The 12,435-nt window shown below is 68.1% G+C and carries 11 protein-coding genes; 5 read left to right on the top strand and 6 right to left on the bottom strand.

What is annotated here, in order from left to right; genetic code table 11:
• Positions 1-21 precede the first annotated feature (21 nt).
• The 3 genes from ACFXHE_RS23940 to ACFXHE_RS23930 all read left to right on the top strand — a co-directional run bounded on the left by ACFXHE_RS23940 (position 22) and on the right by ACFXHE_RS23930 (position 4,093).
• On the top strand, positions 22-1,719 hold the full coding sequence (locus ACFXHE_RS23940; protein ID WP_379386356.1) for a serine/threonine-protein kinase: 1,698 nt from the start codon (positions 22-24) through the stop codon (positions 1,717-1,719).
• A 185-nt stretch (positions 1,720-1,904) separates the two neighbouring features.
• Complete coding sequence (locus tag ACFXHE_RS23935; protein WP_379386354.1) at positions 1,905-3,257, top strand: polysaccharide pyruvyl transferase family protein; 1,353 nt, start codon at positions 1,905-1,907, stop codon at positions 3,255-3,257.
• A complete protein-coding gene (locus tag ACFXHE_RS23930) occupies positions 3,254-4,093 on the top strand; it encodes a glycosyltransferase family 2 protein (RefSeq protein WP_379386352.1) in 840 nt (279 codons plus the stop codon). The genes ACFXHE_RS23935 and ACFXHE_RS23930 overlap by 4 nt, the downstream gene beginning before the upstream one ends.
• A gap of 6 nt (positions 4,094-4,099) precedes the next feature.
• On the opposite strand, the gene ACFXHE_RS23925 is transcribed toward ACFXHE_RS23930, so the two are convergent.
• Positions 4,100-4,723, bottom strand: a complete 624-nt coding sequence (locus ACFXHE_RS23925; RefSeq protein WP_379386350.1) for an MspA family porin — start codon at positions 4,721-4,723, stop codon at positions 4,100-4,102.
• 238 nt (positions 4,724-4,961) lie between these two features.
• On the bottom strand, positions 4,962-6,080 hold the full coding sequence (locus ACFXHE_RS23920) for a methyltransferase domain-containing protein (RefSeq protein ID WP_379386349.1): 1,119 nt from the start codon (positions 6,078-6,080) through the stop codon (positions 4,962-4,964).
• Positions 6,081-6,094: 14 nt separating this feature from the next.
• Here ACFXHE_RS23920 and rfbC point away from each other — a divergent pair, with 14 nt between their 5' ends.
• Positions 6,095-6,664, top strand: a complete 570-nt coding sequence (rfbC, locus tag ACFXHE_RS23915; RefSeq protein WP_379386347.1) for a dTDP-4-dehydrorhamnose 3,5-epimerase — start codon at positions 6,095-6,097, stop codon at positions 6,662-6,664.
• Here the strand turns inward: rfbC and ACFXHE_RS23910 are convergent.
• The 4 genes from ACFXHE_RS23910 to ACFXHE_RS23895 are packed head-to-tail and all read right to left on the bottom strand — an operon-like array spanning position 6,648 to position 10,370.
• Positions 6,648-7,676 (bottom strand): NAD-dependent epimerase/dehydratase family protein, encoded by a 1,029-nt coding sequence (locus tag ACFXHE_RS23910; protein ID WP_379386345.1) that lies wholly within the window; start codon positions 7,674-7,676, stop codon positions 6,648-6,650. The genes rfbC and ACFXHE_RS23910 overlap by 17 nt on opposite strands.
• A gap of 2 nt (positions 7,677-7,678) precedes the next feature.
• The gene (locus tag ACFXHE_RS23905) at positions 7,679-8,329 is read right to left on the bottom strand and encodes a PIG-L deacetylase family protein (RefSeq protein WP_379386343.1); all 651 of its coding nucleotides are present in this window, start codon (positions 8,327-8,329) and stop codon (positions 7,679-7,681) included.
• Complete coding sequence (locus ACFXHE_RS23900; RefSeq protein ID WP_379386341.1) at positions 8,326-9,108, bottom strand: sugar phosphate nucleotidyltransferase; 783 nt, start codon at positions 9,106-9,108, stop codon at positions 8,326-8,328. Before ACFXHE_RS23900 ends, ACFXHE_RS23905 begins: the two co-directional genes overlap by 4 nt.
• Positions 9,105-10,370: a methyltransferase domain-containing protein gene (locus tag ACFXHE_RS23895; RefSeq protein WP_379386339.1), complete on the bottom strand. Its 1,266-nt coding sequence runs from the start codon at positions 10,368-10,370 to the stop codon at positions 9,105-9,107. Before ACFXHE_RS23895 ends, ACFXHE_RS23900 begins: the two co-directional genes overlap by 4 nt.
• A 637-nt stretch (positions 10,371-11,007) precedes the next feature.
• Between ACFXHE_RS23895 and ACFXHE_RS23890 the strand changes: the two genes are divergently transcribed.
• A complete protein-coding gene (locus ACFXHE_RS23890; protein ID WP_379386337.1) occupies positions 11,008-12,399 on the top strand; it encodes a sugar transferase in 1,392 nt (463 codons plus the stop codon).
• Positions 12,400-12,435: the final 36 nt, after the last annotated feature.

The raw sequence follows: 12,435 nt of genomic DNA, 5'->3' as shown, positions 1-12,435 counted from the left end.
GTGGTCGGAGGTAGGCAGGCTGTGGGGCGGACACTCGCGCAGGGGCAGGTTTTCGCGGGGTACACCGTTGAACGGCTGCTCGGGGTGGGCGGAATGGGGGAGGTCTATCTCGCGAAGGACAAGGATCTGCCACGCTCGGTGGCCTTGAAGCTCTTGGCTTCCGGCAAGGCCGACGACCCCGAGGTGCGGGCGCGCTTCCTGCGGGAGGCCGATACCGCTGCGCGGCTGTCGCATCCGAACATCGTCGCGGTGTACGCGCGCGGCAATGACGACCACCGCCTCTGGATGGCCATGCAGTACGTCGAGGGCACCGATGTGTCGGCGATCCTGCGGGAGGGCCCGGTCCGGCCCGACCACGCGGTGCGCATCATCGGGGAGACCGCGCGGGCACTGGACCACGCGCACCGCGGCGGCGTGCTGCACCGGGATGTGAAACCGGCCAATATCCTGCTGGCCTGGGGCCCGGATCAACGGGTGTACCTGGCGGACTTCGGCATTGCGAAGGCCGTCGACCAGACCGGCGCGCTGACCCGGACCGGCGAAATGTACGCCAGCTTCCAGTACGCCGCCCCCGAACAGTTCGAACTGCGCAGCGACACCGACCATCGGGCGGACGTCTACGCCCTGGGCTGCACGCTGTTCCACATGCTCACGGGCCGGTTGCCGTATCCGGGCGAGAGCACGGCACAGCTGGTGGCGGCCCACCTCGGCGCCGAGATTCCCCGGCCGAGCCTGGTGCACTCCGGCGTTCCCGCCGCGTTCGACGCGGTCATCGACCGGGCGCTGGCCAAGAACCGGGACCAGCGCTTCGGCAGCTGCGGGGAACTGGCCGCGGCCGCCGAGCAGGCGCTCGCGGCCACAAACGGCCCCTGGGGGCCGGGCTTCCGCCAGGATGGGTCCGCTGAGCAAGGCGCCCTGCCGCCGAATCCCGCTGTGGCGCAGTCCCGGATGGGCTTCGATCCGAGCAAGTTCACCGGCGCGACCACCGAACCCAGCATGCCCACCCAGCCCGCGCCGGTCCCGTACGGTGAGCTGCCGCCCCAGCTCAATGCGCAACGCCTCCGGTTCGCGGCGCCGCAGACCCAGATCAATCCTCAGCAGGTCCTGCTCACCGCACCGCCACCGCAGTACGTCCCGGCCGGCAGCGGCCCGCATCCCGCCGACGCCACCCCTGCCCCACCCGCCGCGCCGCGCCGCCACGTCCGCATGGTTCTCCTCGGCGCGTTCCTGGCCGCCCTCCTGCTCGCCGGCGGGCTGGGCGTCGGATTCGGAACGGGCGCAATCCATTTCGGTGGCGGAGGCGGCCGCTCCATCTCCCAGCCGCCGGTAGCCGGTGACGCCTCCCAGGCCGCGGCCACCAAGGCCGCCTGCGACTACGCCGAACTCATGACCACCTACGACTACAGCAATGGCGACGACTGGCAGTCGAAGGTGATCGCGGGCGCGACCGGCACCTGGAAATCCGAGGCCCAGACGCTACTGCCGACCATCCGCGTGCTGCTGGAGTCGGATTCCGAGCACACCCGCGCCGCCGACGCGGCCTGCACGGTGACCTCGGGCAGCAATACTCATTACGATCTGGCCGTGGACGTCACCCAGATCAACTCCACCCAGGGCAAGGCCGACACCACCAATCGCCAGAAGATCACCCTGTCCATGGACTACGTGGACGGCAAGTGGCTGTGCAGCAATCTGGTGAGCCCCCTGTTCCCCAGCTGACCGGACGGTGCTGCCGCGCCGATGATCCTGTCACTGAAACGATTTCGCGTTCCGGGACCCCGCACCGTATGGCGCGAAGCACTGGACGTGCGATAGATTCGCTGCGGATTCGTGCTCGGACCGGGCGTCGGAAGGAATCGAGCGTGGGGAACTCTGGCGCGGGGGATGGTGCCGGGAAAATAAGGGTGCTCGTCGACAATGGCGAGTACTGGTTACGCAATCGCGGCGACATCGCCATGATGGTGATGACCGTCGAACGCCTACGGGAACACTGGCCGCACGCCCGCATCGGCATGCTCACCGACGAACCCCACATTCTGCGCGGCGTGCTGCCGCAGGCCGAACCCGTGCCGGCCCACACCGGCGGGCACTGGGGCCGAGACGGTATCGCGGGCCGGCTGGAGGAGGCCGCCGGGGTCCACCTGCTCGGCCCCGCCGCCATGCGCTGGCGCTCCGCCACCGAGGTGCCCAAACACTATCTGCGGGGCGCCAAGAACTGGGCGCGCAAGGAGGTCCACGCCCTCACCACGGGTGACCGGGAACCCGAACCCGCCGGCCCGCCCGACCTGCCGCCGGTGCCCGCCGCCCTCGCCGACGCGGACCTGGTCATCGCCCAGGGCGGCGGCTACATGACCGATGTCGACCTCTACCAGGCCCATCGCACCCTCAACCTGCTGGAAGCCGCACAGCGCCAAGGCATTCCGAACGTCATGATCGGCCAGGGCCTGGGCCCCATGCGCGATGCGCACCTGCTGCGCCGCGCGGCCGAGGTGCTGCCGGGCGCCGACCTCATCGCGCTGCGTGAGGGCCGGCGCGGCCCCAAGCTGCTGGCCGAACTCGGCGTCGCCGCCGAGAAGATCGTGGTCACCGGCGACGACGCGGTGGAGTTCGCCTACCGTCTGCGGCGGCCCGGCATCGGCACCGATCTCGGTCTGTGCCTGCGCATTTCGGATTATTCCAAGGTGAGCGACTCGGCCCGCGACACCCTCGGCGTGGTGGTGCGCCGCGAGGCCGCCGAGCTGAACACCGCGCTGGCCCCGCTCATCATCTCCGAATACGACGACGAGGACCGTCGTCACACCCTGCCGCTGCTCACGGGCGCGGCGAGCACCCGGCCCGTCATCGGGCGCGCGGGCACCGCGCAGGACGTGGCGCGTCAGGTCTCGCGCTGCCGGGTGCTGGTGACCAGCGCCTACCACCTCGCGGTTTTCGCACTTTCCCAGGGCATTCCGGCCGTGGCTGTAACGGCGTCGCAGTACTACGACGACAAATTCTATGGGTTGGCCGACATGTTCGGCGCGGGCGCGGCCGGGGCCGGTCTGCGGATCGTGCACCTGGACGTGGACAACCTCGACGCCGAACTGTCACGTGCGATTCGCCAGTTGTGGGAATCCGCACCGGAACTGCGGGATACGTTGCAGCAGAGGGCAGTTGAACAGATCGACGCCGGCCGCGCGGGTCTGGATCGGGTGTACGGGCTCGTGGCAGGAGGTGAGGGCGCACCCGGCGAACCAGCCGAACCAGTTCAGGGGGAATGATGAAGAACCTTTCGGTGTGCGTCCCGGCCTACAACTCCGGCCGCACCCTGGAGACGACGCTGCGCTCGATTCTGGACCAGGACACCGATATCGAGGTGCTCGTCCTGGACAATGCCAGTTCCGACGACACCGGCGCCATCGCGAAATCCTTCGACGACCCGCGGGTGCACGTGCACCGCAACGAGGACACCCTGCCCATCGGCGAGAACTGGAACAAGGCCGTCTCGCTGGCCTCGGGCCGTTTCGTGAAGGTGGTCTGCGCCGACGACATCCTGCTGCCCGGCTCTCTCGACAAGCAGCTGGAGATCATGGGCGACAACGGGATCGCCATCTGCTCGTCCAAATTCCAGGTCATCGACGAGCACGGCGCGGTCGAGGAAACCGACCTGGGCCTGCCGAACCTGCTGGGTCGCCGCAACGCCCGCGCCCTCATGCGGACCATCGTGCACCGCGGCCCCGCCGACTTCGGCCCCACCGCGGCGGCGATCTTCCGCCGTCAGGACTTCGACCGGGTGGGCGGCTTCCGCGGCGATCTGGTCTTCCCGATGGACGTGGATCTCTTCGCTCGCGTGTGCGCCTTCGGCGACTTCTACGGCATGCCGGAAATCCTGGCCGCCTGGCGCAATTCGAGTTTCAACCTGTGCAGCCGGACCTCGACGGTCAGCAAGCTGACCGAGATGCTGCGCTTCCATCACCGCCTGGGCGCGGAGTATCCGCAGTACGTCGGCCGCGGCGCGGTCCTCGGCGGCGACTGGCGGCTGGCGCGCGCCGCCGCCGAGCGGGTGCGGGTCCGGACGGTCGCGACCGCACTGCGCCGCCCGGACCTGCTGCACTGACCGCCGCTAGATGCTCGACAGCGGCCCGTAGGCGACAACGGTATCGCCGCTGCTGCTCACCAGCCGCACGAACGGCCGGATGGTGGTGGTGCCCAGCACCCCGGACACGGTGCCGTGGAAGCCGGACATGGTGATGCAGCCCTCGGTGCCGGACACATCGCCGCCGGCGGCGTCCACCGACTGGATGCCCGGGCCGAAGCCGACGTCGAGGGTCACACCCAGCGTCGGAATCAGGTTGAAGACATCGGCTTTGGGGTCATTGCCGATCTCCAGCTCGAGGCCGGGAGTCTGGTACTGGAATTCGAGCTTGCCCGACAGCGTGGCCGGATAGCCGACCTGGTAGCCGAGGGCGATGTGGCCGGTCCACGGGTCGCCGGCCGGGAGGTCGACCTTGAAGCAGGCCTTGCCGCTGTGGAACCACTCCCGGGTGAGCGGGTTGCCGTCCAGCGGCGGCACGAAATCGATCTTGGTATCGGCGGAGATGGCCTGGACCGTCCGACCATGCTGGTCGACGATCGAATTGGCGGCGTCGACGGCGGCCGACGAGGCGCCGCCGCTCAGAACCAGGCTGATGGTGCCCGCTACCGCGACGGTCGCGGTGCGAGAGAGCGCAGTCGTGTTGTTGCGCATGATGAATCCCATTCCCTCATCAGGTGTTGCTGCGTATTGCCTACGCGTGATTGATGATTCCCCAGTACTACGGGGCGTGTGACGACGTCCCCCGTCCCTTCGGTCGATGATCGACCCCCACGCTGAGACTAACCCACTCGATTACCCTGCATGTGGCCGCAATCCGATGATCGGTATTACAGGCCGACGTGGTACGTGCCCGGCGGTCATGCGCGTGCCGGACGAGATTTGCTGGCTTTCATCGTGATTCGGTCACGTCGGTCACCCACTTCCCCTGAAGTTCAGGCCACCGGGACGAAACCTCCGGCAACAGATCGGGCAGCGTCAGGAGAACCCGATCCGGTTGCGCCGCAACGAGTTCCGCCGGACACAGGATCGGGATGTCGGTACCCGGCATGCGGCGGCCCTGCTTGCCCGGGGAGGCGTCGGCCACCCCGGCCAGCAGTCCGCGATGCGCGCCCGCCAGATGCAGCAGCGCGACCGCGCGCGAGGCCGCCCCGTACGCATAAATGGTTCTTCCGGAGGCGGTTTCGGCCTCCAGCCAGGCGCGCAGGGCCCGCGCCTGCCGGTCGGCGGCGCGCTGGAGCCCGCGCACCACCACCGGGTCCGCCACCGCCGCCTCCGCGGCGCGGATCCGCGCAATGGCGGGGTCGGGGACGGCGGGCGCGTGCACCGCCGCCACCAGCACCGTGCCGCCGTAGAGCGGGAACTCCCACGCGGTCACCGCCACCAGCCCGGCCGGGTGCAGCAGGCCCTGTAGCGAAGCCATCGTGTAGTAGGCGAAATGCCCGTGCCGCAACGCATTCCACTGTCCCTGGCGCACGATGGCGTGCAAGGAGTGGAACTGCAGCAGCAGCACCCCGCCCGGCGCGGTGGCCGCCGCGCGCTGCGCGAAGGCGACCCGCTGATCGGGCTCGTGCATGATGCCGAAGCAGTCGATCACCACATCGGCGGGCCGATCGGTGACCCGGTACCCGCGCTCGGTCAGCAGCGGCAGCCAGCTGCCGCCGTGCGGGCTGCCGAACTCCCGCACCGTCCCGCCGCCGGGCAGCCGGCCCGCCGCGGCCACCCGGTCCACCGCGTCCGCCGCCTGATCCCGCAGCGCCTGCGGCTCCACGCCACGCGGCTCGGCGGTGACGGTGTCGTCCTCGGCCAGCTGTGCCAGCCCGCACCTGGTGCACAGGTCCATGGCCAGCGGATGCGCCGCCTCGGCCGCCAGGCCACTTCCTTCGCAATGCGGGCCCGCCGAGGCGAGACTCGGAAAGTCGTCTGCCGCAGGCATTTTCCCGAGATCCAGCACCCGGGCCAGCGGTCCCAGGCCGCAGCCGCGACACCCGTACCGGGGTTCGTTGCTCATGGCACGATGACCAGGTGCGTATCGAATCGACCGACCTCGCCGACGTCCTGATCCTGATCCCGCAGCCGTTCCGCGACGATCGCGGCCTGTTCACCAGAACCTTCGACGCTGAGGAATTCGACGCCCACCTGGGCACGCCCGGGGTGTCGGCGACGTTCGTACAGGACTCGCAGTCGCGCTCGCACCGGGGTGTCGTGCGCGGTATGCACGGCCGCTCCGGGCGCGGCGAGGCCAAGCTGGTGCGCTGCGCGCACGGCGCGGTGCACGACGTGCTCGTCGACATCCGCCCGGATTCGCCGACCTTCGGCCGCCGGCAGGCATTCCTGCTGGACGACACCGACTTCCGGCACCTCTACGTCCCGCCCGGCTTCCTGCACGGCTTCCAGGCGCTCACCGAGGTGGCCGATGTCTGCTACCGCATCGACCGCCCGCACGACCCGGCCGAGGACGTGGGTGTCGCCTATGACGATCCGGACCTGGCCATCACCTGGCCGCAGCCGGTGACCGTGGTGTCGGAGCGGGACGCGGGCGCGGGCTCGTGGCGCGAGCTGCTCGCCGCCCTTCATCTCATACCTCGGTCCTGATCCGGCGCAGCTCGTCGTCCAGCACCCCGGTCTCCTTCAGCGACTTCAGCCACGCCAGGCGGGTGAAACGCTGGAAGAAGGCCCCGGCGGTGAGCTCGCGCGCGCGGTACTCCCGGTACAGCTCGGCCGCGCCGTCCGGAATGCTCCACTCCGCTTCGAAGCCCAGTTCCTTGCGGGCATAACCGAAGTCGACCCGGTACGAGCGCGGGTCCGCGCCGCTCTCGCCGGTGATGACCAGCGTGGATTCCGGGACCACGTCGACCACCGCCTGCGCGATCTGCGCGACCGTCAGATTATTGGCCTCGGTGCCGACGTTGTAGGCGCGGCAGTGCACGGCCTCGTCGGGCGCCGCCAGGCAGGCGGCGAAGGCACGCGCGATGTCCTGCGCGTGCACCAGCGGCCGCCACGGCGTGCCGTCCGAGAGCACCTTCACCTCACCGGTCAGCACCGCGTACCCGACCAGATTGTTGAGCACGATATCGGCGCGCAGCCGCGGCGAGAACCCGAATGCCGTGGCATTGCGCAGGAATACGGGGGAGAAGCCGGAGTCGGCGATGGCGGCCACATCGTCCTCGACCCGGACCTTGGACTCGGCGTAGGGGGTGAGCGGGCGCAGCGGCGCGTCCTCGGTCACCAGGCCGTCCCCGGCCGCCCCGTACACCGAACACGTGGACGCGTAGAGGAATCGGCGCACCCCGGCGTCCTTGGCCAGCCGCGCCAGCCGGACCGACGCGTGATGGTTGATGTCGTAGGTGATCCGGGGCGCCAGCGCGCCCAGCGGATCGTTCGACAGCGCCGCCAGATGCACCACGGCGTCGAAACCGGCGAGCTGATCGGCGGTCACATCGCGCAGATCCACCGCGAGGGCGGGCGGCGCGGGCGGTGCCTCGCCCAGGACACACTCCGCGAAAAGCCCGCTGTCCAGCCCTGTCACCTCATGGCCGGCCTGCTGTAGCAACGGCACCATGACGGTACCCAGATACCCCTGATGCCCGGTGACGAGCACGCGCATGACTATGCACCTCCGAAAGTGATGGTGGCCTTCTCGAGCAGAAACGCCTCGGCGTGCTGGGTGCGGCACTGCACCCCGCGCAGCCGGGACAGGGCCAGGAAGGACTGCTCATCGAACCAGTCCCGATTGCGCTGTGAGGGATAGTGTTTCATCAACAGCGTGGCTTTGCGCTCCGCGCAGCCCGCGGGCAGCGGATGGAACACCGCCGGCTGCGGGGTGTCGTTCTCCCACTTGAGGATCTCGTAGCCCAGGATCAGGTGGTCGCGGAACTCGGTGGGCGCCAGCTCGGCCAGCAGCCGGTGGTCCTGATGGGCGTCCCCCCGCTGCGGCGCGAACACCACCTGGGCCGCGCTGTCGCGGCGCAGCGCGCCCACCGCGTCCTTGACCCGCGCCCAGTGCGCGGGTGCGTAACCGTCCGGCACGTCCAGGATTCGCAGCTCCAGATCCGCGCCGGGACAGAAGGATTCGAGCGCGGCCCGCTCCTCCTCGGCGCGCTCGGTGCCGGCACCGGTGAGCACCAGCGCCCGCACCCGCAGGCCCGGCACGGCCTCGGCCAGTGTCAGCAGCGTCCCGCCCAGCCCGATGGCGAGATCGTCGCAATGCGCCGCCAGCAGCGCGATCTCGGTGATCGCGCCGGTGTCGAGTCGGATCATGCGCTGCGCTGCTCCCACACCATCCACGGGCGGTCACCCTGCAGATAGCCGGTGTCCAGCTCGGCGCGCTCCTTGAAGGTGTCGGCGGGCTTCCAGAACCCGTGATGCTGATAGCCGAACATCCGGCCCTGCGCGGCCAGTGCGCCGCAGGCGTCCTCCACCAGATCCCCGCCGGGCGGCAGATGCTCGAAGATCTCCTGCGTCAGCACGAAATAGCCGCCGTTCTCCCAGATCGGCAGCTGCGAAACCGGGGTGATGTTCTTGACCTCCCCGGCCGAGTTCACGTCCACGCAGTGGAAGGAGGACTGCGGCGGCACGATCATCATGGAGGCCGCGGCCCCGGAATGCTGGAACTGGGTGATCATCTCGTCCAGTGGGGCGTCGGTGAGCACGTCGGCGTAGTTGGCCAGGAAGTACCGCTCGCCCGAGAGATGATCACGCACCCGGCGCAGCCGCTCACCGATGGGCGACTCCACTCCGGTGTCGACGAAGGTGATGGTCCAGTCGCTGATATCGGACTGCAGCAGCTCCACTTTGCCGCCGCGGATGACGAAGTCGTTGGACACCGACTCCTGGTAGGTGAGGAAGAAGTTCTTGATGTGCGCGGCGCCGTAGCCCAGGCACAGTACGAAGTCCTTGTGCCCGAAGTGCGCGTAGTAGCGCATGACATGCCAGATCAGCGGGCGCGGGCCCACCATCTGCATCGGTTTGGGGATCACGTCCTCGGTGCCGTTGCGCATCCGCATGCCGTAACCGCCGCAGAACAGTACGACCTTCACTTCGCTTGCCTTTCTGCATGAGTGGATGCGGCGGCGTCGTCGAGCGTCGCATGATGAATGTGGGGGAGCGGGTAGACGATCTCGCCACCCCAATCGGTGATGTGGCGCAGCTGCGCGGTGATCTCCCGTTCCAGGTTCCAGGGCAGCACCAGCACCACATCGGGGCGGTCGGCGTCGATCCGCTCCGGTTCGTGTATCGGGATGCGGGTGCCGGGTGTGAACCGTCCGTGTTTGTAGGGGTTGCGGTCGACGGTGTACTCGAGCAGGTCGGTGCGGATGCCGCAGTAGTTGAGCAGGGTGTTGCCCTTGCCGGGAGCGCCGTAGCCCACCACGCGCTTGCCGGATGCCTTGGCGTCGAGCAGGAATCGCAGGAGATCCTGGCGCACCCGCTCGGTGTCGGGTCGCAGTTCGAGGTAGCCGGCGACCTCGTGCAGGTCGGCATCGGCCTCCAGTCGCAACACCTCGGCAACCCGTGCGGTGGGGGTGCCGACGCCCTCGGGACGGGCCCACACGCGCAGCGAACCGCCATGTGTGCCAATCAGTTCGCAGTCGACCACGGCCAGGCCGGCGGTGGCCAGGGCCCGCTGGGCCGACAGCAGCGTGTAGTACTGGAAGTGCTCGTGATAGATGGTGTCGAACTGGGCCAGCGCCACCAGGTTGAGCGCGTGGTGCACCTCGATGGACAGCCAGCCGTCGTCGGCCATGAGCGCACGCAGTGACCTGGTGAAACCCAGCAGGTCGGGGATATGAGCGTAGACATTGTTGGCCACCACCAGATTTGCCGGTCCGCGTTCGGCGCGCACCCGGGCGGCCAGCTCCTCGTCGAGGAAGGCGGTCTCGGTGGGTACGCCCTTGTCGCGTGCTGCCGCACCGACATTCACCGACGGCTCGATTCCCAGGCACGGGATACCGGCGGCCACGGCGTGCTGCAGGAGATAACCGTCGTTACTCGCCACCTCAATTATGAAACTGTTATCGGTCAGATTTAGCTGTGTGATTGCCTGATCGACGAATAATTTTGCATGCCGAACCCAGCTGTCCGAAAATGACGAATAGTAGGCATATTCCGTGAATGTTTCCTCCGGAGTGATGAGCGCCGGAATCTGCAGCAGCAGGCAGTTTTCGCACAGCCTCAGGTGCAGCGGATATGTCGGTTCGCACAGGTCCAGTTCGTCGGCGGTGAGGAATTTTTCACACGGTGGTGTGGCGCCCAGATCAAGAACGCTGCGCAGTCGATCGGAATGGCAAAGACGGCATTGCACGAAGTTCCCCACCTTTCACCGAGTTCGGGCTGCCCGCGCAGCGCCGGATGATCTGTGGTCGGCTCGGTCCGGCCTTACGTTACAACAGGATTGCGTGATGTTCGGGCGCCCGGCGAGTGGCCGACGGTGCCAAAGCAACTGGATTTCTGCGACCCGCAGAACCAGGCGTCCGGTCGGCAAACGCTCGAGCCTTGCAGTGCAAGGGTTTCGACCAGCTCACACGGTGGATCTTGCGTAGTTCAACCTGCGATTTTGCGAATAGGGGAAATTAGGGGGAGGGGGGCGGGAAACCGGTCGTCACGAATCCCGTTACTTTTCGGAAACGTTGGGGCCCTATGGGTTACATCCTGCGCGCTACCGTGGTTGTGTAACATTCGGCATCTGGCCACCGAAAGACTCGGCGGCCACATCGGTTGTCATGGTCCTGAAAGCCCTGGGAAACCGGCGTCGGCCGGTCGTGGAACTGATCAGCGGGGATCGGAACCGAGTTCTCCCGTGGGGGAGGTGCGTTCGTTTCATGAGTTACGAAATTTCTGCCGGTCGCGCTGTGCGCGCGCCTCGGCCTCCACGTCCCGAGCCGCGCTCGGATCGTGAACGCTGGCAAGCGGATTACGCGCGTCGGCTGTTTATTAGTGACTTGATCGTTTTAGTACTATCCATCGGATTTGCCCAATGGATTCGCTTCGGCGGCGCGGGGGCCGAGCCGCCGCTGGCCTCCCAGCTACCGCTGGAAGTTCGCTACACCATGGTGTCGGTCGTGCTGGCACTGGCGTGGTCGATCACGCTGACTCTCAGCGCCACCCGGTCACCGCGCGTAATCGGCAGTGGCACAGAGGAATACCGGCGTGTGGTGGCCGCTTCCCTGAAGCTGTTCGGCGGGATAGCCATTGTGTCGCTGCTGCTTCGGGTCGACATCGCTCGCGGCTATCTCGCCATCGCCCTGCCGCTCGGCATGATCGGGCTCATGGTGGAGCGGCGGATCTGGCGGCGCTGGGTGGCCGGGCGCCGCGCCCGCGGCCACTACCGCACCGCCATGTTGGTGGTCGGCAGCCCGGAGGCGGCGCGGGCCATGCTCGCGGCCTTCTCCCGCGACCGTGACTCCGGATACCAGGTGATCGGGGTGTGCACCCGGGACGAGGGAGCGCTCGCGGACGCCGCGCTGGAGGTGGGCGGACGGGAGATCCCGGTTGTCGCAAGCGATCACGCCGTGATCGAGGCGGTCCGGCGGACGGGTGCCGACACCGTCGCGGTCACCGCCACCGACAACCTCGGCCCGGCCGACTTCCGCCGGATGGCCTGGGAGCTGGACGAATTGGGCGCCGAACTGATCGTGACACCGGGCCTGGTGGACATCGCCGGCACCCGGCTCACCCACCGGGTGGTCGCCTCCATGCCCATGCTGCACGTGGAGAAGCCGCAGTACGACCGCGCGAAGTCGATTCGCAAGGGCGTGTTCGACTTCTGCTTCGCCTGCGCCGCCGTGCTGGCCATCGCTCCGGCACTGGCCGTCATCGCGGTCGCGGTGAAGGTCACCAGTCGCGGTCCGGTCTTCTATCTCTCCGAGCGGATCGGCCGGGACGGGCGGCCCTTCCGGATGATCAAGTTCCGCAGCATGTACGCCGACGCCGAGGCGCACATCAACGTGCTCATCGAGAGCAACGGCGGCAACCCGCTGTTCTTCAAGGTTCGCGACGATCCTCGGGTGACCGCGGTCGGCAAGGTCATCCGCAAATACTCGCTCGACGAGCTCCCGCAGTTCTTCAACGTGCTGCGCGGCGAGATGAGCATCGTCGGCCCGCGTCCGCAGGTCCAGCGCGAGGTCGATTCCTACGACGGCGTCATGCGCCGCCGCCTGCTGGTGAAACCCGGCGTCACCGGTCTCTGGCAGGTCAGCGGCCGCTCGGATCTGACCCCCGAAGACGCCATGCGTCTCGATCTGTCCTACGTGGAGAACTGGTCCATGGTCCTGGATCTGCTCCTGATCGCCAAGACCATCGGCGCGGTGACCAGGGGCGAGGGCGCATACTGACCGTCAATTCCGAAACCGTCGCGCCCGCTGCGTTCC

Origin of the sequence: Nocardia sp. NPDC059229 (genome assembly GCF_042754165.1) — a bacterium.
Classification (GTDB): domain Bacteria; phylum Actinomycetota; class Actinomycetes; order Mycobacteriales; family Mycobacteriaceae; genus Nocardia.
This window is presented reverse-complemented; position numbering and strand designations above follow the sequence as displayed.